Annotated in this window: 27 protein-coding genes; 17 read left to right on the plus strand and 10 right to left on the minus strand. The window is 70.5% G+C overall.

From position 1 onward, the window contains the following. The first annotated feature begins 10 nt into the window (after positions 1-10). Positions 11-595: a hypothetical protein gene (locus AB0K05_RS40880; RefSeq protein WP_364236704.1), complete on the plus strand. Its 585-nt coding sequence runs from the start codon at positions 11-13 to the stop codon at positions 593-595. Between the two features lies 1 nt (position 596). Here AB0K05_RS40880 and AB0K05_RS40885 read toward each other — a convergent pair whose 3' ends face one another. Next, positions 597-1,805 (minus strand): FAD-dependent monooxygenase, encoded by a 1,209-nt coding sequence (locus tag AB0K05_RS40885; protein ID WP_364236706.1) that lies wholly within the window; start codon positions 1,803-1,805, stop codon positions 597-599. A gap of 133 nt (positions 1,806-1,938) precedes the next feature. Here AB0K05_RS40885 and AB0K05_RS40890 point away from each other — a divergent pair, with 133 nt between their 5' ends. The 3 genes from AB0K05_RS40890 (at position 1,939) to AB0K05_RS40900 (ending at position 4,610) form a co-directional block, all read left to right on the plus strand. After that, positions 1,939-2,310, plus strand: a complete 372-nt coding sequence (locus tag AB0K05_RS40890) for a VOC family protein (RefSeq protein ID WP_187281106.1) — start codon at positions 1,939-1,941, stop codon at positions 2,308-2,310. 103 nt (positions 2,311-2,413) lie between these two features. Beyond that, positions 2,414-4,006, plus strand: coding sequence for an MFS transporter (locus tag AB0K05_RS40895; protein WP_345482673.1), 1,593 nt, complete (start codon positions 2,414-2,416; stop codon positions 4,004-4,006). A gap of 31 nt (positions 4,007-4,037) precedes the next feature. Beyond that, positions 4,038-4,610 carry a DUF5655 domain-containing protein gene (locus tag AB0K05_RS40900; protein ID WP_271277989.1) on the plus strand — a complete coding sequence of 191 codons (573 nt, stop codon included), beginning with the start codon at positions 4,038-4,040 and terminating at the stop codon, positions 4,608-4,610. Positions 4,611-4,632: 22 nt separating this feature from the next. On the opposite strand, the gene AB0K05_RS40905 is transcribed toward AB0K05_RS40900, so the two are convergent. Then, positions 4,633-5,637 (minus strand): Rieske 2Fe-2S domain-containing protein, encoded by a 1,005-nt coding sequence (locus AB0K05_RS40905; RefSeq protein ID WP_364236711.1) that lies wholly within the window; start codon positions 5,635-5,637, stop codon positions 4,633-4,635. A 160-nt stretch (positions 5,638-5,797) separates the two neighbouring features. Here AB0K05_RS40905 and AB0K05_RS40910 point away from each other — a divergent pair, with 160 nt between their 5' ends. The 7 genes from AB0K05_RS40910 to AB0K05_RS40940 all read left to right on the plus strand — a co-directional run bounded on the left by AB0K05_RS40910 (position 5,798) and on the right by AB0K05_RS40940 (position 11,553). Then, complete coding sequence (locus AB0K05_RS40910; protein WP_219548063.1) at positions 5,798-6,241, plus strand: ester cyclase; 444 nt, start codon at positions 5,798-5,800, stop codon at positions 6,239-6,241. A gap of 13 nt (positions 6,242-6,254) precedes the next feature. Next, positions 6,255-6,737, plus strand: coding sequence for an ester cyclase (locus AB0K05_RS40915; RefSeq protein WP_364236715.1), 483 nt, complete (start codon positions 6,255-6,257; stop codon positions 6,735-6,737). A 106-nt stretch (positions 6,738-6,843) separates the two neighbouring features. After that, complete coding sequence (locus AB0K05_RS40920; protein WP_148031015.1) at positions 6,844-7,644, plus strand: AraC family transcriptional regulator; 801 nt, start codon at positions 6,844-6,846, stop codon at positions 7,642-7,644. An 87-nt stretch (positions 7,645-7,731) separates the two neighbouring features. Then, the gene (locus tag AB0K05_RS40925) at positions 7,732-8,727 is read left to right on the plus strand and encodes a Rieske (2Fe-2S) protein (protein WP_364236719.1); all 996 of its coding nucleotides are present in this window, start codon (positions 7,732-7,734) and stop codon (positions 8,725-8,727) included. A 40-nt stretch (positions 8,728-8,767) separates the two neighbouring features. Continuing rightward, a complete protein-coding gene (locus AB0K05_RS40930) occupies positions 8,768-9,829 on the plus strand; it encodes a methyltransferase (RefSeq protein WP_364236722.1) in 1,062 nt (353 codons plus the stop codon). After that, positions 9,829-11,028, plus strand: a complete 1,200-nt coding sequence (locus AB0K05_RS40935; RefSeq protein ID WP_364236725.1) for a cytochrome P450 — start codon at positions 9,829-9,831, stop codon at positions 11,026-11,028. Before AB0K05_RS40930 ends, AB0K05_RS40935 begins: the two co-directional genes overlap by 1 nt. A 153-nt stretch (positions 11,029-11,181) precedes the next feature. After that, positions 11,182-11,553: a metalloregulator ArsR/SmtB family transcription factor gene (locus AB0K05_RS40940; RefSeq protein ID WP_148031019.1), complete on the plus strand. Its 372-nt coding sequence runs from the start codon at positions 11,182-11,184 to the stop codon at positions 11,551-11,553. On the opposite strand, the gene AB0K05_RS40945 is transcribed toward AB0K05_RS40940, so the two are convergent. After that, positions 11,538-12,026, minus strand: a complete 489-nt coding sequence (locus tag AB0K05_RS40945; protein WP_219548055.1) for an SRPBCC domain-containing protein — start codon at positions 12,024-12,026, stop codon at positions 11,538-11,540. The genes AB0K05_RS40940 and AB0K05_RS40945 overlap by 16 nt on opposite strands. Positions 12,027-12,111: 85 nt before the next feature. On the opposite strand from AB0K05_RS40945, the gene AB0K05_RS40950 reads away from it, so the two are divergent. The 4 genes from AB0K05_RS40950 to AB0K05_RS40965 all read left to right on the plus strand — a co-directional run bounded on the left by AB0K05_RS40950 (position 12,112) and on the right by AB0K05_RS40965 (position 15,617). Further along, a complete protein-coding gene (locus tag AB0K05_RS40950) occupies positions 12,112-12,981 on the plus strand; it encodes an LLM class flavin-dependent oxidoreductase (protein WP_219548053.1) in 870 nt (289 codons plus the stop codon). Positions 12,982-13,270: 289 nt separating this feature from the next. After that, the gene (locus AB0K05_RS40955; protein WP_271278007.1) at positions 13,271-13,543 is read left to right on the plus strand and encodes a UBP-type zinc finger domain-containing protein; all 273 of its coding nucleotides are present in this window, start codon (positions 13,271-13,273) and stop codon (positions 13,541-13,543) included. 15 nt (positions 13,544-13,558) lie between these two features. Next, entirely contained in the window at positions 13,559-14,545 is a 987-nt protein-coding gene (locus AB0K05_RS40960; protein ID WP_364236730.1) for a fatty acid desaturase, read from the plus strand. A 163-nt stretch (positions 14,546-14,708) separates the two neighbouring features. Continuing rightward, on the plus strand, positions 14,709-15,617 hold the full coding sequence (locus AB0K05_RS40965; protein WP_271278008.1) for a LysR substrate-binding domain-containing protein: 909 nt from the start codon (positions 14,709-14,711) through the stop codon (positions 15,615-15,617). Positions 15,618-15,739: 122 nt separating this feature from the next. On the opposite strand, the gene AB0K05_RS40970 is transcribed toward AB0K05_RS40965, so the two are convergent. The 7 genes from AB0K05_RS40970 to AB0K05_RS41000 form a co-directional block, all read right to left on the minus strand. Next, positions 15,740-16,174: a hypothetical protein gene (locus AB0K05_RS40970; protein WP_333485725.1), complete on the minus strand. Its 435-nt coding sequence runs from the start codon at positions 16,172-16,174 to the stop codon at positions 15,740-15,742. After that, the gene (locus tag AB0K05_RS40975) at positions 16,071-17,546 is read right to left on the minus strand and encodes a glycosylase (protein WP_364236733.1); all 1,476 of its coding nucleotides are present in this window, start codon (positions 17,544-17,546) and stop codon (positions 16,071-16,073) included. Before AB0K05_RS40975 ends, AB0K05_RS40970 begins: the two co-directional genes overlap by 104 nt. Then, a complete protein-coding gene (locus AB0K05_RS40980; protein ID WP_271278000.1) occupies positions 17,543-18,547 on the minus strand; it encodes a glycosyltransferase in 1,005 nt (334 codons plus the stop codon). The genes AB0K05_RS40975 and AB0K05_RS40980 overlap by 4 nt, the downstream gene beginning before the upstream one ends. Then, entirely contained in the window at positions 18,544-19,686 is a 1,143-nt protein-coding gene (locus AB0K05_RS40985) for a glycosyltransferase (RefSeq protein WP_364236735.1), read from the minus strand. The genes AB0K05_RS40980 and AB0K05_RS40985 overlap by 4 nt, the downstream gene beginning before the upstream one ends. 196 nt (positions 19,687-19,882) lie before the next feature. After that, entirely contained in the window at positions 19,883-20,884 is a 1,002-nt protein-coding gene (locus tag AB0K05_RS40990) for a glycosyltransferase family 4 protein (RefSeq protein ID WP_364236737.1), read from the minus strand. Between the two features lie 180 nt (positions 20,885-21,064). After that, complete coding sequence (locus AB0K05_RS40995) at positions 21,065-21,463, minus strand: STAS domain-containing protein (protein ID WP_271278003.1); 399 nt, start codon at positions 21,461-21,463, stop codon at positions 21,065-21,067. 153 nt (positions 21,464-21,616) lie between these two features. Further along, positions 21,617-22,735, minus strand: a complete 1,119-nt coding sequence (locus AB0K05_RS41000; protein ID WP_271278004.1) for an AI-2E family transporter — start codon at positions 22,733-22,735, stop codon at positions 21,617-21,619. Between the two features lie 375 nt (positions 22,736-23,110). Here AB0K05_RS41000 and AB0K05_RS41005 point away from each other — a divergent pair, with 375 nt between their 5' ends. Together AB0K05_RS41005 and AB0K05_RS41010 are read left to right on the plus strand one after the other, a co-directional pair. Then, positions 23,111-23,659, plus strand: coding sequence for a DUF5994 family protein (locus AB0K05_RS41005; RefSeq protein ID WP_271278009.1), 549 nt, complete (start codon positions 23,111-23,113; stop codon positions 23,657-23,659). 469 nt (positions 23,660-24,128) lie between these two features. Then, a complete protein-coding gene (locus AB0K05_RS41010; RefSeq protein ID WP_271278005.1) occupies positions 24,129-24,875 on the plus strand; it encodes a hypothetical protein in 747 nt (248 codons plus the stop codon). The last annotated feature ends 9 nt before the right edge of the window (positions 24,876-24,884 follow it).

The raw sequence follows: 24,884 nt of genomic DNA on the forward strand, positions 1-24,884 counted from the left end.
CCTTCCTCTCATGCTGATCGAGAAGGAACGGCACGACGGCATCCGGCGCGGCGCCATCACCGTCCTGTTCCGCCGCTGGCGGCAGCGGCAGGCGACCGCGGGCAACGTGTACCGCACCGCGCTGGGGCAGGTGGCGGTCGACGCGGTCGACGTCGTGACCCCCGAGCAGATCACGGACGCCGACGCGGCGGCGGCCGGCTACCCGTCCGCCGCCGCCGTGGTCGGCGACCTTCGCGGGCGCCCCGGTGACCCCGTGTACCGGCTCCGCATCCGGTTCGTCGACGAGCCGGATCCCCGTGACGAGCTCGCCGCCTCCGGCGAGCTCACCGCGGCGGACCTGGAGGACGTCGAGGCCAGGCTGGCCCGGCTGGACCGGGCGAGCAAGAACGGCCCGTGGACGGCGGTGACCCTGGAGATCATCAGCCGCCGGCCCGCCGTACGGGCCGGCGACCTGGCCGAAGAGCTGGGCCGCGATGCCGCCCAGTTCAAGCTGGACGTGCGGAAGCTCAAGAACCTCGGGCTCACCGTCAGCCTGGGCACCGGCTACCGGATCTCTCCGCGCGGCGCGGCCTACCTGGCGGACCGGCGGCGATAGGTCACGGGGGCGCCCACCCGAACAGGTCGGAGCTCTGCCCGCCGGCATCGCCTCCCCGGGTCATCGCCCTCAGCATCGCGTCGCGGATGACGGCCAGCAGCGGCGATCGCACGTGCGCGACGCGGCCCAGCATCCGCGACTGGCGCACGACCTTGCGCACCCGCGGCCCTCGTTCCGCCGCGTAGCGACGCAGCGCCGCCTCGACCGCCGCGGTCGTCGAGACGCCGCCGGCCAGCACGCCGGCCAGCACGACGGCGTCCTCCAGGGCCATCCCGGCACCCTGACCGAGGGTGTAGACCATGGGATGCGCGGCGTCACCGGCGAGCACGACGCGGCCCCGGGCCCACGTGCGCGGTGGCGGGCGGTCGAAGACGTCGTGCGCCACACACCCGGCCGGGTCCGCCGAGGTCGTCACCTTCCGCAGGTCCGGGTGCCAGCCGCCGACGCGCTCGTGCACCCGGGACAGGGCCTCGGCGACCGGCAGGGACGGCATGACGCCGCGCGGGGCGGTCATGGACGCGACCCAGTAGAGTTCGCCGCCGCCGATGGCCGCGGTGAACAGGACCAGGCCCCGCCCGTAGGCGATGAAGCCGTCCGGGTACGCGGCGGGCGCCGGCCCGATGCCTCTCACCGCGGTGAACCCCCGGTAGCGCGGTGGGCCGTCGCCCAGCAACTGGGCGCGGACGGCCGAGTGGATGCCGTCCGCGCCGACGAGGACGTCCCCGCTCAGGACCTCCTCGGTGCCGGTGACCAGTCCGACGCCCGAGTCACCGTGGAGGTAACGGGTGGCGGCGCGGCCCTCGATGAGTTCCGCCCCGGCCGCCTGAGCCTCGTCGCGGAGCAGCCGGTGCAGGTCGGCGCGCAGGACGGTGACCGAGGGCATGCCCCAGCGGTCCTCGTACCCGTCGAACGACACCCACCCGAGCACCCGCCCGCGATGGTCGAGGAACGCGCTGCGGTGCGGGGCCGAACCGCGGGCGCCCGCGGGGTGGCCCGCCTCCCGGACGCGACGGGCGAGATCGGGCGCGATCGCGGCCAGCGCCTTGACGGCGTTGGGGGCCAGCACCAGCCCGCCGCCGGCCCGCTCGGGTTCGGCCGAACGCTCCAGGACGACCGCGTCCAGCCCGCGGTGGCGCAGCGCGATGCCCAGGGCCAGCCCGGCGATGCCGCCGCCCGCCACGAGGATCCGGCCTCGTCTCGTCGCGTCCATCCTCCGAGCATGCCCGACAGGAGGGCGCGACTTTTCTCCCACATTGCGGCCCCTCGTACCGGGCGCGCGACGCCGACGCGTAGGAAGCAGCCGACCCTTGACGGGTAGGATCTTCCCTACCTACGATTGCCGCATGGAAATCACGCATCTTCAGAAACTCACCGTTCCCGTCACCGACCAGGACGCCGCCAAGGCCTTCTACGTCGACAAACTCGGCTTCGAGGTCCGCACCGAGCAGCCCATGCCGATGGGCGACAACCTGCGCTGGATCGAGGTGGCGCCCAAGGGCGGGCAGACCACGCTGGTGCTGTGCAACTGGATCCCGAACACGCCGCAGGTCCAGAACGCCATGCTCGAGACCAAGAACACCGACGAGGCCGTGGCCGCCCTCCGCGGGGCCGGTCTCTCCATCGACGACCCCACCCCGACGCCCTGGGGCAAGCAGGCGACGATCACCGACCCTGACGGCAACACGTTCATCATCACCGACGGCGGCGGCGCCTGACCCGACCGTCACCACCGCGCGGCCCGGCCCGCGTGGTGGCCCGCCCATCGTCTAGCGCCCGGTACGCGCCTCGCCCGAAGGGCGTACTGAGGTGGGAGAAACCATGACGCAACCACCCCGCGACGAAACGTGGTCACCATCCGATGCGGACGACCACGCGCCCGCAGGCACCGTCTCGACCCGGATGTGGATCACCCTGGTGCTGGTCTCTCTCGGAGCCATGATGGAGGCGCTGGACTCCACCGTGATGGCGATCGGGAACCCGATGATCGCCGTCGAACTCGGCACCCGGCTCACCCAGCTCCAATGGGTCAGCAACGGCTACATGTTCGCGGTGGTCGTCTTCCTGATCACGGCCGGGAAGATCGGTGACCGGTTCGGCCACCGCAACACCTTCCTCGTCGGCATGGTCGGCTTCGCCGCCAGCTCCGTCGCGGCCGGACTCGCCGGCTCCGTGGAAGTGCTCATCGCCGCCCGCGTCGCGCAGGGCCTGTTCGGCGCGGTGCTCGCGCCCAACTCCCTGGCGATCATCCGGAACCTGTTCCCGTACGATCGCATGAAGACCGCCATCGGGATCTGGGCCGGGTTCGGCGCGCTGGCCATGGCGGCGGGCCCCTTCGTCGGGGGCCTGGTGGTCGGTCAGTTCGGCTGGCGGGGGATCTTCTTCCTCAATGTGCCGATCTGCGTGGTCGTGGTGATCGCCGGCCTGCTGCTGATCGACAAGGGGCGCGAGCGGCGGCTCGTCGCACCGATCGACATCCCGGGCGTGATCCTGCTGTCGGGTGCGCTGCTGGCGCTGGTGTGGGGGATCGTCCGCATCCCCGTGGACGGCCTCGACCTGTTCACCGGGCTGCTCTTCGTGGCCTTCGCGCTGTTCGGCGGGCTGTTCCTGTGGCGGCAGCAGACCTCGGCGAACGCGGTGCTGCCGTTGCGCCTGTTCCACTCCACGTCGCTCTCGGCCGCCGTCGTGGTCATCGCGATGGCCGCCTTCGTCGCCTTCGGCAGCTACTTCTACTTCGGCCTCTACCTGGAACAGGTGCAGGGCCACGCGCCGTTGACCGCCGGATTGCTGCTGCTCCCGCAGACGGTCCTGTTCGGCGTCGGCGCCGCGGTCGGCGGCAAGCTGAGCAGCGACCGGGGCCCGCGCGTGCCGATGATGCTCGGCGCCGTCCTGGTCGCCCTCGGCTCGGTGGGGATCGCGCTGCTGCAGGCCGATTCCTCGTACGCGCTGCTCGGCCCGTCGCTGGGGCTGATGGGCGTCGGGATCGGCGCGATCGTGCCGGTGGCCGTCGGGGTGATCCTCGGGCACAGCCCCGCCAACCTCGCGGGGACGGCGTCGGGCATGCAGCAGACCGCGCTCATGCTGGGCGCGGTTCTCGGCACGGCCATCATCGGCACCGTCATCAGCCTGCGCGTCGCCGCCGACCTTCCCGGGCGCCTCACGGCGGCCGGGGTCCCGCAGGACGCCGCCGGCAAGGCGGTGGAGCAGACCTCGGTGGCGGCCCAGGGCGTTCTGCCGCAGGTCGGCGGGGTGACACCCGAGGTCGGCGCCCGGATCGAGATGGCGGTGGGGCAGAGCTTCACCAGCGGCCTGAACACCGCGCTGATCGTGGGCGCCGTCCTGATGGTGGTGGCCGCCGTGGTCGCGAGCCGCGTGCGGGCGCCCGAGCAGGACCCGGGCGGAGCCTGGGGCTGACTTCCGCAATCCAGTGAAAGGAAACCTGGCCATGGCGCTCTCAGGAGCGGAGATGCTGGTCCGCGTGGCGGCCTCTCTACCCGACAAGACCGGCAAGTCGCTTGAGGAGTGGGTCGCCTCGGTAGGCGAGTCCGGACTCGACCCGCTCGACCAGCGCGCCGTGCGGCAGTGGCTGAAGTCCGAGCACGGGCTGACCAAACCGCAGCAGGAGGCGGTCGCCACAGCCGCGGCCAAGGAAGCCGGCTGGTCCGAGCCCACCGCCGACGATCATCTCGCCGCGCAGTACGACGGATCCAGGCAGGCGCTGAAGCCGATCTACGAAGCGCTGGTGGAAGCGGCCACCGGGCTCGGCGGTGACGTGACCCTGGAGGTGCGCGCCGGCTTCGTCGCGGTGAACCGCAAGCGGCAGTTCGCCGCCATCCAGCCGGCCACCGCCAGCCGGATGGATCTCGGCCTGCGCTTCACCGACCCGCCGGCGGACCAGCGGCTCAAGCAGGCCACGGCGCCGGGCCAGTCCACCCACAAGCTCGGCCTGACCGCCGTCGAACAGGTCGACGACGAGGTCAGGGCGCTGTTGCGGCAGGCGTACGAGCAGAACGCCTGATTCCCGGCCCCGGCACGCCGGGTCACCGCAGATAGTGCCGAGCCGGGTTGGCCCGCGGATACCTGCGCAGGTACGCGAAGAAGTCGGCGAGCGCGGCGTCGCCGCGGGTCAGCAACCCGGGCGTGTAGTGAATCGTCATCAGCACCGGCGCGTCCTCCGCCAGCAGGTTGAACATGAAGGCCTGCGCCTTCGTGAGGAACTCCTCGGCCTTCTCCTCGGGCTCGCCGGGCAGCACGTGGGTGCCCCAGCTGAAGAACGAGGCGGTCGTCCGCGCCCGGGGCGCCGCCATGCCGGTGATCCAGTAGAACCAGCGGCCGTCGAGCGTGCCCTGCTGCCAGAAGATGTTGCTGCCGTGGATAGACGCCCACACGCGGTACTCCTCGCCGCCCGGCATCAGCGCGTGGTAGCGGTAGCCGACGGAGAACTCGTCCCAGGTGACCGACTCGTTGGGGTCCTCGACGAACTTCCCCTCGTGCGGGAGCGCGAAGTGCTGCAGATCCATGGTCTGGGCCGCGACCACCCACGGATCCACCGCGAGCTGCTGGTCGAAGGCCATGGCCCGGGTCGCGACGCGCGCCCCGGGCACGGGCGGGTCCGCACGGGGCAGCTCGAACAGCGGCGCGGACCCGTTGAACGCCCACACGATGCCGTGGGCCTCGACCGTGGGGAAGCGGAACAGCCGCGCCCGCGGATCGACCGGGGTGCCGCCGGCGGAGACGCACCGCCCGTCCATCCCGTACCGCCAGCCGTGGAAGGCGCAGCGGATGGCGTCGCTCTCAAGGCTGCCCACCGCGAGGTCGGCGCCCAGGTGGACGCAGTAGGAGCTGAACACCGCCACCTCACCGGAGGGCCAGCGCACGGCCACCACCCTGCCGCCCAGCAGGTCGGCGCCCACGATGCCCCCGGTCTCGGGCAGGGCGTCGCTCAGGCACACCGGGTGCCAGGTCTGGGTGAACAACCCGTCCTCGCCCTCGGAGGGGATCGGCTCGGAGCGGGGCCGGTGTCGTACGTCGTCCGTGATCGTCATGACGGGTTCCGACCTTCCTGGCGGGGGGAGCTGAATCGCGTTCAGTCTCACCGCCGCCTGACGGCGGGGTCAATCGAGCCCGTCAGAACGACAATCTCGAAGAAACCCGGCATACGTCGATGTGTTTGCCTAAGGAGGTGTCATCCGACTGGGAGGAACCGTGCACGTCGATACGGACCAGCTCGCCGCGAACAAGGCCGTCGTGGGGAAGCTCGTCGACGCGTGGAACGTCCGCGACGTCTCGCAGATGATGCAGTACTGGTCGCCCGACATGGTGCACCACGGGCGGGACGGGGCCATGCCCGCCAGTGAGGTGGGCGGCGAGATGCAGCGTTTCATCGCCGCGTTCCCGGACATCCACATCCACGTCGAGGAGATGATCGCCGAGCGTGACCTCGTCAGCACCCGGCTCACGGTCTCGGCCACCCATTCCGGCCCTTATCTGAACATCGAACCCACCGGCCGGTCCGTCCGCTGCGCCCTGATGGGCCAGCTGCGCATCGTCGGCGGCAAGGTGGTCGAGCACTGGGGGGTCGCCGACACCGTCCATCTCCTGGAGCAACTCGGGCTCATCGACGGCGAGCTGCTGGAGGCGACCGCATGACCTGGGAGGGCGTGTGAACGACGAACTGGCGACAGTCAAGGCCGAACGGGAAGAGGTCGTCCGGCGTTTCCGCGGGGCCGTCCTCTTCTCCAGGGATCTGTCGGCGATAGAGGAGGTGCTGGCCCCGGAGTTCGTGGACCACTTCGCGCCTCCGTGGGATCCGCCCGGCCGCGACGGCGTCGCGCACCGGTTCGGCCAGGCCGCCGACGCCCTGACCACGACCAAGGTGGAGGTCTTGGTCTCGGTGTGCGAGGGGGAGTTCCTGTCCCAGGCCATCGAGCTGCATTTCGCGCACACCGGCGAGTTCATGGGCATCCCGGCCACGGGCCGGTCCTTCGCGATCGGCGGATCGAACACGTTCCGCTTCGACGGCGGGCAGATCGTGGAGCACTGGGGGGTCTTCGACGTCGCCAAGATCCCGGATCTGCTGCGGGAGACGCACGGCGCCCAGGGCGGCTGGGCGTCGATGTGGCCGGAGCCCTCCAGGCCGGCCTGAACGACGGCCGGGCGGCGTGGACAACCCCGACCCCGTCAGCGGATGCTACTGGGAGCTGGAGGTAAGCGTGCGGATCCGCGGAAGCAGCGCAACGGACAAGCCCGGCATGTCAGACGATCATCGGCTCCGGGCCGTCGAACAGGTCCTCAGCAAGATCCGGCGTGACCTGTCACGCACCCACTCGCTCGACGACCTGGCGCAGACCGCGTGCTTCAGCCCGTTCCACTTCCTGCGCGTGTTCCGCGGCATCACCGCCACCACCCCCGCGCGGTTCCTGGCGGCGCTGCGGATCGCCGAGGCGAAACGGCTGCTCGCCGTCACGAACCTGGACATCACCACGATCTGCATGCAGGTGGGGTACACGAGCCTCGGCACGTTCTCCCACCAGTTCGCGCGGCACGTCGGGGTGTCCCCGCGCAAGTTCCGGCGGCTGATCAGCGAGATGGCCGACCAGTCCTGGGAAGCGGTGCTCGACGCCGCGGCGCCCCCGCCACCGGAGCCGGAGCCGGCCCGGACGCTCCGGGTGCGGCTCAACAACCTGCGGCCGGGCGACTTCGCGCTGATCGGGCTCTTCGAGTCCGGCATCCCCCAGGGCTGGCCGGCGGCCTGCGCCATGGCGCGGGGCACCAGCGAGGCCGATCTGGCGGTCGGACCCGACGGCTCCTACATGGCCCTGGCGATGAGCTTCCCGCCGGACGTCGACGTCGAGGACCTGATGACCAGCGACGTGCCCGGCCTCTGCCTGGTCGGCTCGTACGGGCACATACAGGTCAGAGGCGGGCACGTGACCCAGAGCAGCATCGTCATCGACCTGCGCCCGCGCCGGCCGAGCGATCCCCCCATCGTCTTCGTCTCCCCGCTGCTGGCGGCGCAGGAAAGCCTGCTGGACTCGACGGTCGGCACCTGACGGCCGTTGCGCAGGCTCGAAGAAGTACCGGCGACCGGCCTGACCTAGCGTTTGGGCCACCGCGTTATTCCCCCAGCGGAGGTGACCGTGACCAGTCTCGACGCCCCGGTGCCCCGGCCGACGAGCCCGCACCTTCCCCACGAAGGCGACGACGGACTCTACACACAGAGCTGGTATCCCATCTGCATGGCCGAGGATCTGACGCCGGGCGCGGTCGTCGGCGCGGAGTTCCTGGGCGGGCGCGTGGTGGCGTTCCGCGACCGGTCAGGGCGGCCGTCGGTGCTGTCCGCGTACTGCATGCACCTCGGGGCCGACCTCAGCGTGGGGACGGCCGCCGGCGGGCTGCTGAGATGCCGCTTCCACGGCTGGACCTACGACGAGCAGGGGGTGTGCCGCCGGACCGGCAGCGGCGACGCGGTGCCCGAGGGCGCGCGGCTGTTCAGGTTCCCCACCGAGGAGAGGTTCGGCGTCGTGTGGGCCTTCAACGGCACCGACCCGATCTTCCGGATCCCCGGGCTGCCCTGCCCCGAGGAGGAGATCCGGGCCCGGCGCGGACGCTTCGGGCACCTGGCCATGGAGCCCTGGATGGTCTCGGCCCACACCCTCGACCTGCAGCACCTGTCCCTGCCGCACGGCTTCGACCTGAAGGTGCCGCCCGCCGACACCGTGCGGCGCACCGAGCACAGCCACGGCTACGACCTCGTGGGCTCGCTGCCCGACGGCACCGCGTACGACGTCCGGATCGACATCCACGGCCCCAACCTGTTCCTGCAGACAGGGTTGCTCAACGGGCGCTGGTACTTCTGGATGACCTCGCCCAGCCTGCCCGCTCCCGGCCGGACGGACTCGTTCTTCGTGTACGGGATCCGCAAGGACGGGTCGGAGACTGAGGAAGCCGCGGAAGAAGCGCTGCAGCGGGTGTTCAAGGCGCAGATGCAGTTCTACTCCGATGACTCCGACATCTTCGACACCATCCACTTCCAGCCCGGCCTGCTCACCGCCCGTGACAAGACCCTGGCGATGTTCCTGGACTACATGCGCACCTATCCCCGTGCCAATCCGGCACGCGAGTTCCTCAACTGACCGCCGCGCGCTCCCGAACGGAGTAAAGGTGTCCGATGCCATGCCCGACATCCAGGCCGACGACGCGTTCGGCACCATGCTGGCCCTGACCGACACGGTCGCGCCCTGGGCCGTCCGCGTGGCGGCGACGCTGCGCCTGGCCGACCTGGTCGCGCCCGGCGGCGCCCCTGCTGACGCGATACTCAAAGGACTCGAGGCCGCGGGCGAGAGGGTGGATCAGGAAGCGGTGCGCCGCCTGCTGCGCTACCTCGCGTCCCTGGGTGTCTTCGAGTACGACGCGGCTTCCGAGCTGTACCGCCCGACGCGGCTGTCGGAGCTGATGACGGAGGACAGCCCCGTCAGCATGCGCGACTGGTGGCGCATGGACAGCGCGATGTGCCGGCTCGACCAGACGCCCACCCTCATGATGGAGGCGATCAGGACCGGCGAGCCGGTGTACGAGCGGATCTTCGGCCGGGACGTCTGGGCGGACCTCGCCCAGCACCCGCCGCTGGCGGCGTCGTTCGAGCAGGCGATGGCCCACAAGACCCGCATATCCCTGGACAGCGTCATCGCGGCCGTCGACTGGCGGACCCGCGGAGACGTGGTGGACGTGGGCGGCGGCCATGGGCTGCTGCTGCAGGCCATCCTGAAGATCTCCCCGCAAGCCCGCGGAACGGTGTTCGACACGCCGGCGGGCGTCGCCACGGCACGGGCCCACCTGGCCGGCTCGCCGGTCGCCGGCCGCATCGCCTTCGCCGAGGGGGACTTCTTCGGCCCGTGGCCCGCAGGCGCCGACACCTATGTCCTGATGAACGTGCTGCACAACTGGCCCGACGACCAGGTGGTGCGGGTGCTGCGGCGCGGCGCCGAAGCCCTCGGGCCCACCGGCCGCCTCCTGGTCGTCGAGACGGTCGTCGGCGGCGCGGGCGACCAGCGGAGCCTGGCCCGGCTGGACATGATGATGCTGCTGTTCTGCGGAGGAAAGGAACGCAGCCGCCCGCAGTACGACGAGCTCGCCGCGCGGGCCGGGCTGACCATCACCGGCTCGCACCCGACCTCCTTCGGCCTGGCCATCCTGGAACTGGCCCCGGCCGGGACGACGCCCGCCGGGAGCGCGTGATGGACGAGCGCACCGTGCACCGATTCCCGCTCGGCCCCACCACCGGGCTGGAGCTGGACGGGAAGTACCGCAAGCTGCAGGAATCCGAGCGCGTCGCCCGCGTCCGCATGCCCTTCGGCGGGGACGCGTGGCTGGTCACCGGGTACGAGGACACCAAGTTCGTGCTCTCCGACCCGAGGTTCAGCCGTGCGGTCACCCTGACGATGGACCTGCCCCGGCTGCAGCCGCACATCGTCCAGAACCCCGGCATGATCATGAGCATGGACCCGCCCGACCACACGCGGGTCCGCCAGGTGGCCGCCCGCGCGTTCACCCCCCGCAGGGTGGAGAAGCTGCGGCCGTGGATCGACGAGCAGGTCGACGGCCTGCTCGACCGGATGACCGGGCAGGGGCCGCCCGCGGACCTCGTGCGGGATCTCGCGCTGCCGCTGCCCGTTTCGGTGATCTGCGAGATCCTGGGCGTTCCTTTCGCCGACCGGGAGAAGTTCCGCGACTGGTCGGACATCGTCATGTCGGTCACGGCGTTCACCCCGGACGAGATCCAGGCGGCGTTCCTGAGCCTCACCGAATACCTGCGGTGGCTGGTCGGGCAGCGCCGCGTCGCGCCGGCGGCCGACCTGTTCAGCGTCATGGTACGGGCGCGGGACGTCGAGGCGGTGATGAGCGAGGAGGAGCTGATCACGTTCGGCGTCACCCTGCTCGTGGTCGGTCACGAGACGACCGTCAACGAGATCGCCGACATGATGTTCGTCATGCTCCGCGACGGCCTCTACGCCGAGCTGGCGCGGGGCGATGGTCCGCCGCTGCCCCGCCTCGTCGAGGAGCTGCTGCGCTTCGTCCCGCTGGAGAGCCCTGGCGGATTCGCCCGCGTCGCCACCGAGGACGTCGTCGTCGGCGGAACCCTCATCGCCAAGGGCGAGGCCGTGTACACCCAGCTGTCGGCGGCCAACCGGGACCCGGAGGTCTTCACCGAGCCGGACGAGATCGACGCCGAGGCCGAGCGGGAGCCGCACCTGACGTTCGGGTTCGGCCCGCACCGGTGCATGGGCGCGGCGCTGGCGAAGATGGAGATCGAGGCGGCCGTCGGCGGTCTGCTGCGCAGGGTCCCGGGCCTGCGGCTCGCCGTCGAGCCCGAGGAGATCGTCTGGAAAGCCGACCGGCTGGTGCGAGGGCCCGAGGCGCTCCCGGTGACGTGGTGAGCGGTCCGGCGGGAGGATTCGCCTGGCCCGGCGCGCCCGTCGTGTCCTCGCTCCCGCCGGCCGCATTGACAGGTAGGATAGCGCCTACTGATAATGTAGGCGGGTCGGCGCATACCGGGCCGCCGGCGACAGTGCGATCAAGGGTTGCTCATCATGCCGCGGAGCGGGAAGACGACGACGCCAGACGGCGTCCCCACCCTGCTCGACGACGTGTTCCCGGCGCTGGCCAACCCGGTCAGGCGCCGCATACTCCAGCTCCTGCTCGCCGGGCCGCATTCGGTCAACAACCTCGCGGCGCACTTCGACATGGCCCGCCCGAGTGTGTCGGAGCACCTGAAGGTGCTGCGCGACGCCGGCCTGGTGACCGAGCGGAGAGTGGGCAGGGAACGCCACTACTCGCTGTGCCGGGCGCCTCTGGAGGAGATCTCCAACTGGCTGCACCCGTACGAGGTCTACTGGCAGGACCGGCTGAGGCTCCTGCGCGACACGGTGGTGGAGGAGGAGGCCGATCAGCGGGGGCGGTAGGGGAGCCCTTCGCCGGTCGCGTCCTGCCCGGCGGTGTCGCCGGCGAGGACCGTCTCCAACCGGCTGAACAACCACGAGCGCCAGCCGCCGCCCATGATCCGGCGCGCTCGCTGCTGCAGCTCGTCGTCCGGGTCGAAGCCCTCGTGGTCGAAGAACAGGCGGGTGCCGTGGCCCTCGGCGACCAGCCGCCAGGTCGCCGTGCACCGCGCTCCGCTCGGGCCGTGGTCGTCCCAGCTGATGCGCAGCATCCGCTCGGGCTCGATGGCCAGCACCTGGCAGTGGATCACGCCGTCGAACTTCGTCGTCGGCACGGCCTGCGTCACGATGGTGAACCGGTGGCCGACGACCGGCTGGAAATCCTCCGGCCCCAGCCATTTCGTCACCAGCCGGGGCTCCACGAACGCCCGCCACACGCGGTCGGGAGGGTAGGGCACGAACTCGTCCAGCCTGATCGCGCGGGGGTCGTCCGTCATGTGTGTCAGCTCTCGATCAGCGACTGAAGAACCAGAGCGAGTCTATCGCCGCAGATAAGAAGGCGCACTTGCGAAGGAGACACCGATGAAGATCGGAATAGGGTTGCCGGGTGACGAACCGGACCTCCTGCTCGACTGGGCCCGGCAGGCGGACGCGGGACCGTTCAGCACGCTGGGACTGCTCGACCGCTTCATCTGGCGCAACCCCGAGCCGCTGGTGATGCTGGCGGCCATCGCCGCCGTCACCCGCCGCATCCGCGTCCAGACCGAAGTGCTGATCGGCCCGCTGCGTGACACCGCCCTGCTGGCCAAGCAGGTGGCCACCCTCGATCGGCTCGCACAGGGCAGGTTCACGCTGGGAATGGGGGTCGGCAGCCGGACCGATGACTTCGCCGCGGCCGGAATGCCGCTCAAGGGGCGAGGACGACGGCTCGACGACCAGCTGTCCGAGATGCGCCAGTTGTGGGCCGGCGAGCGCACGGCGGGCGGGCTCGGGCCGGTGGGGCCCGCGCCGCTGACCCCCGGAGGCCCGGAGATCCTTTTCGGCGCGTTCGCGCCGGCCGCGCTGGCCAGGGTGGCCCGGTTCGGCCACGGGCTGCTGTGCGCCGCTCCTCCGCCGTGGGCCGGCGACCTCTTCCGCGCCGTGGACAAGGAGTGGTCCCAGGCCGGTCGGGCCGGGCGCCCGCGCAACGTCGGCCAGCTCAACGTGGCCTTCGGCTCGGCGGAGACCGTGGCCACGGCCAAGGCGGCGATCAGCGAGTGCTACGCGATCGTGGGGGCCTCCCACTGGATGGTCGAGGGCATGCTCACCACGGAGGACCAGATCCGCACGGCGCTGCGCGGCTTCGAGGAACTCGGGGCGGACGAGGTCATCCTCTACTGCTGGTCGCCCGAGGCCGGACAGGTCGCCCGGCTGGCCGGTCTCGTCGACCGCTACGGCGCGGCTCTCACCTGACGGCCGGGCGGCGGCGGGCGGCGGTGGACATCGCCGGATATCCGTGTTTCGTACGTGCCAAGGGGTAGCGCGGCAGACCCGGCGTTCGGGCGCCGTCTCCAAGATCGGACGCTGACCGGGCCGGGACTCGCTATCGCCGTAGCTGATGAGGCTAGCTGGGATTGCGCGTTTCCATCGGTTCGCCGACCGCGTTGACTGGTCACAGACCAGACGGCGCAGCTTGCGTCGCTGTCATCGTGAGGGGGTCGTCATGACCCTGGACGCACGAGAAACGAGCACGCCCGGCCGCATGGGCCTGAACGGCCAGATCCCGCGCTGCGAGCACATCGATCGGTGTCCGGTCGTGGAGCACGGTCCACCCGAGTGCCGGGCGTGCCTGGCACTCGGACAGTCCTGGACATGGTTGCTGGTGTGCCTGAGCTGCGGATGGGTCGCCTGTTCCGACGACTCGCGGGGCGGCCACGCCAAGGCCCACTACCAGGAGACCGACCACCCGGTCGTCGCCGCCCTGGAACCGAGCTCGACCTGGCGTTGGTGCTACGTGCACCGCCGAAACGTATGAACGAGACGAGAGATCATGACGATTTCCGAGCAGGCGGCGGGATGCCGTCAGGACTACGACGGCACCTCGCCGTTCCCCGAGGCGAAAGAGCATGTTCCGGCCGGGTGGGTACATATCGGCCTCACGGCGGCGATCGTGGTCCTGCCGTTCGTCGCGCTGGCCGTCGCGATCTTCCTGGCATGGGGGCAGGGGGTCACGCTCACCGATCTGCTGCTGGCCGCGGTCCTGTACATGCTGACCGGCCTAGGCGTAACGGTCGGGTTCCATCGGTTGCTCACCCATGCCTCCTTCATCGCCTCGCCGCGGCTGCGGGTGGTGCTGGCGGTCGCCGGGTCGATGGGCTTTCAGGGGAACGTGATCGACTGGGTGGCGGTGCATCGCCGCCATCACGCCTTCACCGACCGGCCGGGGGACCCGCACTCCCCTTACCGGTACGGCTCGGGCCTGCGCGGGCAGCTTCGGGGGCTTGCCCACGCCCACCTGGGCTGGCTGTTCGCCGAGGACCGGACCCCGGCCGAGCGGTACGCCCCGGACCTGCTGGCCGATCTGGCCATGCGACGGGTGGCCCGCGCCTTTCCCGCGCTGTGCGCGCTGTCGCTGGCGCTGCCGTTCCTGGCGGGATGGGCGATCACCGGCACCCTGTACGGTGCCCTGACCGCTTTCCTGTGGGCCGGCCTCATCCGCGTCGCGCTGCTCCAGCACGTCACCTGGAGCGTCAACTCCCTGTGCCACGTCATCGGCGCCAGGCCCTTCAAGACCCGCCGCCACGACCGCTCCTCCAACCTGTGGCCGCTGGCGCTGCTGTCCTTCGGCGAAAGCTGGCACAACGGCCACCACAGCGAGCCAAGCTGCGCCCGCCACGGCCTCGATCGTGGCCAGATCGACCCCTCCGCCACCGTGATCGGCCTGTTCGAGCGGCTCGGCTGGGCGAGCAACGTGCACTGGCCCGATCACGAGCGCACTGAACGCCGTCGCGTCGGCCGGCCGTCACACGGCCGATGATCGATGAATGTCCTAAGGGCGCGTCGGCTTCGCCACCGGTCACGGGCATCCCTCGATCGCTCCGGCACTCCTCACAGGGTTCCGCACCATCACGTGGAGCCTAGAGTGGGAGAGACGGCCCCGCATGGGCGCCGTCCGGACGGAAGGGGTGGCCGGCGTGGAGATGCGTCAGCTGCGCTATTTCGTGACACTGGCCGAAGAGCTGCATTTCGGCCGGGCCGCCGCGCGCGAGCACATCGTGCAGTCCGCGCTGAGCCAGCAGATCCAGCGGCTGGAACGCGAGCTCGGCGTGCGCCTCCTGGACCGCAGCACCCACCACGTCGACCTGACCCCGGCGGGCGCGGCCTTCCTCGTCGAGGCGCGCCAGATCCTCGATCACGTGGGCCGGGCCGGGCACGCCGCGCGCAACGCCGTCACGCCGGCGCCCACGCTGCGCGCCGGCATCATCGACGCCGGCTACGACACCATGCCGCAGGTCCTGCGCGAGCTCCAGCACACCCATCCCGACCTCACGATCCACCAGGTCGAGGCCGGCACCCCCGAGCAGTACCGACAACTGTCCGACGGCCGTCTCGACATCGGCATCGGACACGCCTCGCAGGTCCCGGCCGAGGTGACCTCCAAGCTGATCAGGCTCGACCCGCTCGGCGTGCTGGTGCCCGACGGCCATCGCTTCGCCGAGCTCGACGGTGTCCCCGTCGCCGCCCTCGCCGACGAACCCCTGCTGGTCGGCGAGGAATCACAGACCCCTGAGCTCAACCGGTTCGTCATCACGCTGTGCCGCTCGGCCGGGTTCGCGCCCACCATCTACGAGGGCACCGTGCAGAGCAGCCGCGCCGCCGCCGACCTCGTCCTGCAGCACCGCTGCCTGCACTGCGTCCCCTCCTCGTTCCGCACCTCCAACCGGCCGGGCACCACCTGGCGGCCCCTGACGGAACCCACCACGCACTACCCCTGGTCACTGCTGTGGCATCAGGACAACCCGTCCCCGCACATCGCCACCGTCATCGACAGCGCCCAGCACCTGGCCGAGCGGCTCGGCTGGCTCGAACCGGTCAGCCCCGCCATGTGACCTGAGCCCGGCGGAGAGAGCCCGCGCGCCTACGGAAGTGACTGCTGATGCCGGCAGGGTTCTTGCGCGACCTTGATGGCCTTCGTCAGTGCGGCGATCAGCGGGATGATCGCGGCGGGGCTTCAGGCGCGAGTCTCACACGGGCGCCGCCGCGTCCTGACGCAGGTCGCTGGGGGCGTCCTCGCTGGTGAAGACCAGCCCGAGGCCGTCGACGGAGACCTTGACGATCGGCCGGACGGAGCTCGCCGTAGAGGAGCCGAGTCTTCCAGCTCGCGCTGGATCGTACGGCGCAGCGGCCGGGCGCCCATGACCGGGTCGTAGCCGCGGCCGGCCATCAGCGCGCCGTCGGTGATCGAGACGGCGTGGTGGGCGTCTGCGGCTCGCCGCGGGCCGGCATCGGCTTGAGGATGCCGGCGCGTCGATCGCCCCCTATTCAGCCACCGGCCGAACGTGTCAGCGCGGTGGACGCATCGCCCCGATGAGAGAGGCGACCGGCACGCGAGCGAATCCGATGCGCGTGTCGCTCGCTCCGTAGGCCAGCCACACGGCGTCGTCATGCAGCAGGCCGCCGCAGGAATATACGACGTTGGGCACGTAGCCGTCACGTTCGCCGTCGGCGGAGGCGAGAAGCGCGCCGGGGAGCTCGGCGATGACCCGATGCGGCTCGTCGGAGTCGAGCAGGAAGGCGCCCATGGCGTAGTCGCGCATGGGGCCGACGCCATGCATCAGAACGAGCCAGCCGAACCCGGTCTCGATGGGGGATCCGCAGTTGCCCACCTGGATCAGTTCCCAGCCGCGGCGGGGTACGTACAGAGGTACCGGCCGTTGCCATCTGTTGTGCCCGTCGAGGGTCGTGAGACCGATGGTCTCGCCGTCCGAACGGCACAGCGCCAGGCTGCGCTCCCCGACCGATCGCGGGAACAACGCCATGCCCTTGTTGACGGCGGCGGGGCCGCGCATGGGGGTGAATGTGAAATGCCGCAGATCATCGCTTTCGATCAGGTGGGAACGGATGTGCCGCCCGTCGTACGCGGTGTAGGTCGCGCGATACGACGGCCGGCCGTCATCGCCGACGACCTGGACGAACCTGGCGTCCTCCATGCCGTTGCTCTCGGCCGCGGTCCCCGGCCAGAGCACCCGCCGGTGGAGGGGGAGATCGGCGGGGAAAGCCACGGCGGAGTCGGGGCGCGTCGCGCGGCGCATCTCCTCCACGGTCCGCTGGGTGGTGGTACGAGTGAGCAGGTCGACCGGCAACTGGCCGAGCACCTGCTCGAAATCGTCGTCGTCGAAGCGTTCCGGCAGGGACGCCAGCATGGTGGCGGTCACCTCGTTGTCCCAGGCTTCGTCGGAGAGCCCCGCGGCGAGCAGGTCCCGCCGATGGTGGGTCCGGTGCCGGCGCCCGATGGACAGGGTCCCGGAGCGATCGGAGACGATCAGGTCCGAGCCGGGGCCGAGCAGCGCCGTGGTGAAGCCGATGGAGGACAGGTGGCCTTCGCCGATCTGCCGCAGACTGATCACCACGCGGAGCTGTCCAGGGCGCAGACCGGACTGGTCGGGATGGGGGACCATCGAGGGATTGCACACCGCCGCGGCCTCCACGGCGTACTCGTGGCTGAAGTAGGCGCCCACGAGGAGGCGGGCCCGCGGGGACAGGTCGACGTCGCGCGGGACGCGATGGCGGACCAGGTCGTGGTGATGGGCGAACGTCGCTTCGAGGTCGTGGTGCCGACCGCCGAATCGCCGCAGTGTCATCTGAAGCATCTCGGTCGTCTCGTCGTCGTCAAGAAGCATGACGCGGTCGATCAGGGCTGCGGCCCGGGTACGGGTGAGCGCGGCGTCCTCGCCGGGCACGAAGAATTTGATGATCACTCTTCGCGGGTCGGGAGTGAGCGTCGGGCCGAGCCGTGTGGCGAGGTCTCCGCTGGTCATGGGAGCCGCCTGGCATGCTGCATGGTGGAGATCAGCGCGATGGTCGACTCCGCGCCCTGGTTGAGGTTCGGGCCGTGCTCGGTCAGGCCGTCGTAGCCTCCGCCGGTCGCCGGATCCCACATGAGAGCATCGGCGTCGTTGGCGCCCTGGAACCACGCCACCGACCGCCGTACCCTCTCCTGCCACGCCTGGTCGCCGCTCACGCGGGCAGCGGTGGCACAGGCGTCGGCGAGTGCCGCCACCTCGATCGGCTGCTGGTCGAAGCGGGGTCGCGGCGCGTCCAGGCGCCAGCCGGCGGCGGGCACGACCGCGAGCCGGCCGTGCCTCGTCTGGACATCCCACAGCCAGGTGAGCATGCGCAGGCCGGTGGCGAGCCGTAGCCGGTCGTCGCTCAGCTCGCCGACGGCGATGAGCACCTCGGCGAGAGCGGCGTTGGCGTAGGTCAGGCGCGGCTGCGGCCACGGCCAGGAGGGGTTCTCCGAGGGAGCGCCGATCGCCTCCGCGGCGTCCATCAGCAGGCCGGCGGCCACGCTGCTGTCCGAGTCGGCCCGCAGGACCTCGGCAGCGCCGAGCCCGGCGAAGGCCATCGCGCGCGGATGCGGGGAGCGCTGTTCGGCGCCGGCAGTGAAGGCGAGCAGCGCTTCGTCCCGGATCCACGGGACAGGGCTGCGGGCCGCCGCGGTGCCCAGACCCCACATCGCCCGTCCCCACCAGTCGCCGACGCCCGGCTGGTCGTCCCAGCGCCGGTCGAAGGAGAGCCGGTTGTGGAACGCCCCGGAACGGTCCTGAGCGTGCGTGAGGAAGGCCAGGTAGCTCTCCGCCAGCCGGGTCAGCCGGTGGGCGGGGCGCGGTTCGCGGGTGGCGACGACCAGCCCGCGGGCGACGTCGTCGGTGCAGTAGCCATGTTGGCGGCGGACGAGGGCGTGCCGGGCATGCTCGAACAGACCGGTGTCGTCGCTGAGCCGGATCAGGTGCCTGAAGCCGGGGGTGGCGGTGCTCACGGCAGCACCGCGACCGCTGTGGCCGGCCGCTCGGCGACGAGCGAGCGGACGAGGTCGTCGTACCGGGCCGCGACCGCGGGCCACAGCAGGGTCGGGATCAGGGTGCGGGTACGCCTGGTGAGACTGTCGGCCAGCCCCGGCTGGATGAGGACCCTGCGTATGGCGGAGGCGAGCCCGGTGGGGTCACCGTGTGGGACGAGGAGTCCTGGGCCGCCGGTGAGCAGTTCCACGGCATGTGGGAAAGAGGTGGCGACGACCGGCACGCCCGCGGCCACGGCCTCGATGAGGACACCGGAGGTGACCTGCTCCGCGGAGTCGTAGGGCAGGACGACCACGTCCGCTGAGCGGACCAGCCGGCTCAGCGAGTCCTGATCTCGATAGAGAGCATCATGTCGGACGTCCGAAGACACCCCGAGCCGGGCGGCGAGCTCATGGAGCTCGTCACGATAGGCCTCGCCCTGCTGCTCCAGCACTTTGGGGTGGGTCTTCCCGGCGATAGTGTAGATCGGCGACGGGTCGAGGCCCCTCAGGAGCGCGAGCGCGCGCAACGCCCACTCGATGCCTTTGCCCGGCCCGAGCAGTCCCCAGGTGAGCAGGTGCGGACGGGGTCGGAACTGGGCCGGGACCCGCATGTGGTCGGCGGCTCCGTGCGGGATGACGAACACCTTGCCGGTGTCGACCCGGTAGCCGGCGGCCAACCGGTCACGCGCGGTGCCGGTCATGGTCACGATCGCGCCGGCGGCGGCTCCGATCTCCTCGAGCAGGGCCTTCTGCCGCGGAGTGGGTCTGGTCAGGACGGTGTGCAGGACCACGATGCTCGGCACGGTGAGGCGACGGAGCAGCGGCAGGACGTCCTGGCCGTCCGGACCGGGGTAGATGCCGTACTCGTGTTGGACGATGGCCACGTCGAATCTCTCCAGAGCGGTGGCCGCCGCCTTCCAGCCGCCGGGTCCGCCCGGGGTCCAGGTGTGCACGACCCCGGGCTGCGGTCGTTCGTCGTCGCCTGCCGCGGTGACACGGACGATGCCGCCGAGCAGCTCACCGCCGCTGGTGAGATGGGCGGCCAGGGCGGAGTTGAAGGTCGCCAGCCCGCACTGGGTGGGCGGATGGGTGCTGAGAAAGCCGTATGTGAAGGCCAACTGCCATGCCTTTCGGTCACTCGGCCCGCACCAGAGCGGACGCCGATGCGGCTCGATCGGTGAAGACGGCTACCCCCGTCTGCCTGTGTGGTGGAACCTTGGAGCCTTCACCGGGGGCCCGCCCACATACGGGGGCCCGGCTGCCGAGACCCTCAGCCGATGGCCTGGTCTTCGTACACCTGACAATGTTCTTCGCTCAACCTTCCCCCAGCATCTCGCGGTAGACACCCAAGTAGCCCGCCACCATCCGATCGGCGCTGAACCTGAGTTCGGCCCGCGCGCGGCAGCCCGCGCGATCGACCGTGGTGACGCGGGTCAGGGCGGTGACCGCCTCGTCGAGGGAGTCCACCAGGAAACCCGTCACCCCCTGGTCCACGACTTCGGTCATCGATCCGCGCCGGTAGGCGACGACGGGCGTGCCGCAGGCCATCGACTCGACCACCGACAGGCCGAAGGGCTCGTCGAACGCGATGGGATGCAGCAGGGCGGCGGCGCCGCCGAGGATCTCGCCACGCTGCGCGGGTCCCACCGATCCGAGGAACCTGACCTGCCTTCCGTCGACCTCCGGAGCGACCCGCTTCTCGAAGTACTGCTCGTCCTGGACGATCCCGCAGATGGTCAGCGGCATGCCGGCCCGCCGGGCGATTTCGATGGCGGTGTGCGTCCCCTTGTCGGGATGGATGCGGCCGAACGCGATCAGCCGCCGGCCGCCCACCGGATCGAAGGGAAACGCGTCGAAATCGATGCCGTGGTGCACCGTGGCGACGTAGTCCAGTTCGGGGGCACGGTCCGCGTCCGAGATGGACACGTAGGTGGACCGGGCATGGGCGTAGGCCGGGAGTATCCCCTTTCCGGAGAATCCGTGAACCGTGGTGAGCAACGGAGCCCGGCAATGATCGGCGAAGGCCAGCGGCAGCCAGTCGAGATGGTTGTGGACGAGATCGAACTCATGCGAACGGCTCAACGCGTGCGCGACATGCATCGCCTCCCACACCCGCCCGTCGAGCGATCGATCGTCGGCGTACCCGCGCGGGCAGACCCCGTCCAGGGATCCAGAAGTGACGGAGTCCAGCGTGGCGAAGAGCGTCACGTCGACACCGGCGGCGGCGAGGCCCTCGGCGAGCAGGCTCGTGACCTGCTCCCACGGGCCGTAATGACGCGGAGGCGTACGCCAGGCGACCGGTCCCAGCAGCGCCACTCTCACGAGACGGTGGCTGGGGTCCGCCGCACCGGAACACGATCGTCTGACATGGACGCCATCACTCCTTCGGGTTCACATTCAAGTCCGGTCCTCCCTTCCGGACAATCGTGAAAGAGAGAAGAGCTCATCTCGTACCGTGATCACCAGAAGGTGGTCACCGGCACATCGGCGAGGCGTCTATCGGGCCCGTGCCCGGCGCGGGCGGGCCGGGCAGCGGCGCGACGGCACCTGCAGGCGAAAGCCGGTCGTCCGGGGCCGGCCGGTGAGCTCGAGCAGGCGTCGTACCTGCGGGGAGGGCGACCGCAAGGTCAGGGTGTGGCCGCTCCGGAGACCGGCCGCGGCGGTGACCAGGGCGCGTAACCCGCCGACGTCGCAGAACACCAGGCCACTGAGATCGACCGAGAAGCTGCCGCGGCTCGCCATCGAGTCCAGCGCGGAGGACAGGGCGGGCAGCGTGGCGCGGTCGAGTTCGCCCTCGATCCGCAGGCCCACGTGATCGGCGAGCGGCGTGATCCGTAAAAGTCGGCCGACAGCCGTGCTGGGTGAGAGCTCGCCGGCCGGGTCTGCGGTGTTCATGCTGGCTCCTGCCGGCGGGGGTACGGGAAACCTGGCTGAGAGAACGGTCAGGTGTGGTGATGTGATCGTCCAACAGCCCCGGCCAGGCGGAAAGCAGCAATCCGCGCCCTGCTCATCTCCAGGTGAGAACACCGGCCGAGCGGACGATCGCCCTCAGTCCTTCCCGGGAGGCACGGGTTGGGTCGGTGGTTTCGGAGACGGCGGGAGGGGGATCGGATCTTCCTTGAAGAGCTCGGGCACGGCCCTGTAGAGGATGGCCGTGATCGGCACGGCCACGACCGCGCCCGCGATCCCGGCCAGGATGCCGCCGACGGCCAGCACGATGATGATCGCCAGCGGGTGGAAGTGCAGCACCCGGCCGACGATCAGCGGCTGGAGCACGTGGTTCTCCAGTTGCTGCTCGACGATCAGGATGCCGATGAAGATCAGCGCGTAGATCGGGCCTTTGGCGCCGAGCGTGACCAGCGTCGCGACCGCGCCGGCGAAGAGGATGCCGACGATCGGGATGAAGCTGGCCAGGAAGATCAGCACGGCGAGCGCCGCCCAGAGCGGGACGCCCATGATGGCCAGCACCAGGCCCATGAGCACGCCGTGCACCGCGGCCACGGCCACCGTGCCCTGCACGTAGTGGGACAGCGTGGCCCAGGCGGTCCGCCCGGCGCGGTCGACCCGCGGCGCCATCCGGCCGAACCCCTTGAGGAACCAGGACCAGATCTGGTCACCGTCCTTGAGCAGGAAGAACGTCACGAACAGCAGGAGCACGATCGAGGCCAGCACTTCCACCACCACCACGGTGCCGGCGAGAACCGTCGTGGTGATCTGCTGCTGCCGCTCGCTGATCAGCTTGGCGATCTCGTCCACCAAGCCGCTGAGCTGGATGGGCTCCAGTCCCAGAGGGCCGGTGTAGAGCCACTCCTCCACCGACTTCGCCGTCTGCCTGACCTGTGTCACCAGCCCGGGGAACTCCTGGTTGGCCCGGACGCCGATGATCCAGCCCGTCCCGCTCAGCACCGCGAACGCGACGATCATGGTGATCCAGGTGGCGTAGATCGACCGCAGGCCCGACATCCGCAGTTGCCGGGTGAGCGGGAAGAGCAGCGCGGTCAGGAGCAGCGCGATCGCCACGGGCAGGGCGATGAGGCGCATCGTCGCCACGAAGCCGAACACATAGTTGGCCACGATGCCGATGACGATCAGACACGCGCACCACGCGGCCATCCTGGCCAAGGTCGGAGGGACTAACCGCAGCAGGCGTTCCTGGCGTGAATCCATGCATGGAGACTTCCCCACCGGGGGGAGACAGGCGCGCTTCCCAGCTTCGATCCGGGAATTTTGCAGAGTGAATAGCTCCACCCGGCCGCCTGAAGATCGCAATGCTTGTCGTCCTGGCTGGGTCTCTACGCCGAAGGCGTGTCACGATGTCGACTGATCCGGCTGCGATCGAGTGGCCGCATCTGTGGGCTCGGCTGCCGTGGATGGGGGCACGCCGTGTGAGGGGCCGCTGCGCCTGCCCCGCCCCGCTGAAGAGGTCATGAGGTAGTGTGGAGACACCGAGGACATTTCGAGCGTCGGCATTCAGGTCTGCGTCGCCCCCGGCGAACCAATACCGGCCCCTTCACCAGGGCCTGGACAGGTCAGCCGACCATGATGCCGACACTGACTCCTCAATCCGCACCCCTCAGCACCGCCTCCTCCGCGATCCCTCGCTTCGATTCCGCGCTACGACTCAGCCTTCACCCCGTGCTGGATCGCCGAGCCGTCGTGGACGGAGCCTGGTGGCCCCACTCCCGCGACGCCGCCGCCGAACTGCCCGAACTCATCGCCGCCGCCGACCAGCGACTGGGCCGGACCACGCTGAGGATAGGCCTGCACCATGACGCCTGGCAGGGCATTCCACGCCGCATCCTCGCCCGTGGGCGGCAGGTCCGCGTCGGCTGGTTCCGCCACACCGACCCGCGGGTGATCACTCTTGTCCTCGCCGCCGGCGAGCCGATCGTCCTGCTGATCATCCCGCCCGACACCGCCCCCGACGCCGCCGAGACCACGCTCAAGCTCACCGCCCGGGACATCGCCGGCCTGACCACCGACGACATTCTCACCCGGGCGGGCCCGCCACCCGATCCCGCGTTCCGCGCGGGGACCGGCGACAGCCCCGCTCGCTGGGAGAACGAGGGCGGATCGGTCATCGCACAGTAGGCGACAGCCGCAGACGATCGAGCCTCAGCCCTGGCGTGAGGTCACCCACGTGCCGCCTGCCGGCCGGATTGAGCGGCTCAGGCACCGCCCCTCGTGGCGGCGGGCCGATCTCCGGCCGGCAGGCATCTCATCGCATCGCGGCTTCTCCGGCAAGGAGACTCTCCATGACCACCCCCCGCACCGGCTCTCCTGCACGTCCGCCCACGCTCCTCTCGTCCGGCAGGAGAAGATCCGTCCGCCCTGGAGCAAGGGACAGAGTGGTGGCGACCCCGCCGATCCGGGAGGTCCACCCGAACAATCGCACGGCGTCCCATGTCTCACCGCAGTCCGACTGAGAGGGGGGATCGACCGGTTCGACGTGTTCGCGGGGGCGAGGGGTGTCCGTGAGAGACCTGACGGCGCGGGCCGTTGCCCTTCCGATCGTCCACCGATCCTCGGCCGTGATCCGCCCGCGGCAAGATCACCGATCGTGAAGAAGACCACGATCACCGCACTGGTGGCCTGCGGCTGCCTGCTGGCGGCGGGCGCGCCCGCTCAGGCCGCCCCCAAGGACCCCGTACGCGCGCTCAAGAGCAAGCTCACCGCCGGCCACGGCGTGCGGTTCACCGAGACGACCACGCTCTCCGGCGGCGGCAAGAAGAAGATCCAGAGCCGCAAGGGGACCTTCCAGTTCAACGCCAAGGGCGTGGCGGCCTCCGACATCACCGCGACCTCCCCGACCCGCCCCCGCGAGCGTACGATCAGCGTCGGCAAGGTCAGCTACACCTCGGGCGGCATGTGGGAAGGCCGCTTCCCGGAGGGCAAGACCTGGCTCAAGGGCAACGCCATCCTCGGCGGCGGCAGCGGCTTCTACGGGCAGGTCATCAACCCGGCCGAGCCGAAGACCCTCGCGGCGCTGGTCAAGAAGGGCAGACTGCGCGGGAGCAGCCTCACCGGGAAGATCACCTTCAAGGAGCTGGAGAAGGTGTCACGCTGGTTCGACGCGTCGATCCCGCTGCGCATGCACAACGACACGAAGGTCTCCTACACGCTCACGCTGACCTCGGCCGGGCTCGTGAGCAGGGTGAAGTCGTCGTACGCGGCCACGGGCGTGTTCGACACCAACCAGCACGAAGGCAAGACGATCGTGATCGACAGCCGCTTCACCGGGTGGGGCGCCAAGGTGTCCATCAAGGCGCCCGATCCCGGGAAGGTGACCACCGACATCGGAGACTGACCGTCCCCG

It is taken from the genome of Nonomuraea sp. NPDC049486, assembly GCF_040676925.1.
In the GTDB taxonomy this organism is placed as follows: domain Bacteria; phylum Actinomycetota; class Actinomycetes; order Streptosporangiales; family Streptosporangiaceae; genus Nonomuraea; species Nonomuraea ferruginea.

Coding starts and splice junctions, on each gene's coding strand:
- AB0K05_RS40945 (WP_219548055.1), bottom strand. CDS start 12,026: ATGACGGACGACCCCCGCGCGATCAGGCTGGACGAGTTCGTGCCCTAC.
- AB0K05_RS40895 (WP_345482673.1), top strand. CDS start 2,414: ATGACGCAACCACCCCGCGACGAAACGTGGTCACCATCCGATGCGGAC.
- AB0K05_RS40955 (WP_271278007.1), top strand. CDS start 13,271: ATGGGCCTGAACGGCCAGATCCCGCGCTGCGAGCACATCGATCGGTGT.
- AB0K05_RS40995 (WP_271278003.1), bottom strand. CDS start 21,463: ATGAACACCGCAGACCCGGCCGGCGAGCTCTCACCCAGCACGGCTGTC.
- AB0K05_RS40975 (WP_364236733.1), bottom strand. CDS start 17,546: ATGACCAGCGGAGACCTCGCCACACGGCTCGGCCCGACGCTCACTCCC.
- AB0K05_RS40930 (WP_364236722.1), top strand. CDS start 8,768: ATGCCCGACATCCAGGCCGACGACGCGTTCGGCACCATGCTGGCCCTG.
- AB0K05_RS40885 (WP_364236706.1), bottom strand. CDS start 1,805: ATGGACGCGACGAGACGAGGCCGGATCCTCGTGGCGGGCGGCGGCATC.
- AB0K05_RS41000 (WP_271278004.1), bottom strand. CDS start 22,735: ATGGATTCACGCCAGGAACGCCTGCTGCGGTTAGTCCCTCCGACCTTG.
- AB0K05_RS40920 (WP_148031015.1), top strand. CDS start 6,844: ATGTCAGACGATCATCGGCTCCGGGCCGTCGAACAGGTCCTCAGCAAG.
- AB0K05_RS40900 (WP_271277989.1), top strand. CDS start 4,038: ATGGCGCTCTCAGGAGCGGAGATGCTGGTCCGCGTGGCGGCCTCTCTA.
- AB0K05_RS40905 (WP_364236711.1), bottom strand. CDS start 5,637: ATGACGATCACGGACGACGTACGACACCGGCCCCGCTCCGAGCCGATC.
- AB0K05_RS40960 (WP_364236730.1), top strand. CDS start 13,559: ATGACGATTTCCGAGCAGGCGGCGGGATGCCGTCAGGACTACGACGGC.
- AB0K05_RS40890 (WP_187281106.1), top strand. CDS start 1,939: ATGGAAATCACGCATCTTCAGAAACTCACCGTTCCCGTCACCGACCAG.
- AB0K05_RS40970 (WP_333485725.1), bottom strand. CDS start 16,174: ATGACGACGCCGTGTGGCTGGCCTACGGAGCGAGCGACACGCGCATCG.
- AB0K05_RS40880 (WP_364236704.1), top strand. CDS start 11: ATGCTGATCGAGAAGGAACGGCACGACGGCATCCGGCGCGGCGCCATC.
- AB0K05_RS40950 (WP_219548053.1), top strand. CDS start 12,112: ATGAAGATCGGAATAGGGTTGCCGGGTGACGAACCGGACCTCCTGCTC.
- AB0K05_RS40965 (WP_271278008.1), top strand. CDS start 14,709: ATGCGTCAGCTGCGCTATTTCGTGACACTGGCCGAAGAGCTGCATTTC.
- AB0K05_RS40935 (WP_364236725.1), top strand. CDS start 9,829: ATGGACGAGCGCACCGTGCACCGATTCCCGCTCGGCCCCACCACCGGG.
- AB0K05_RS41005 (WP_271278009.1), top strand. CDS start 23,111: ATGCCGACACTGACTCCTCAATCCGCACCCCTCAGCACCGCCTCCTCC.
- AB0K05_RS40940 (WP_148031019.1), top strand. CDS start 11,182: ATGCCGCGGAGCGGGAAGACGACGACGCCAGACGGCGTCCCCACCCTG.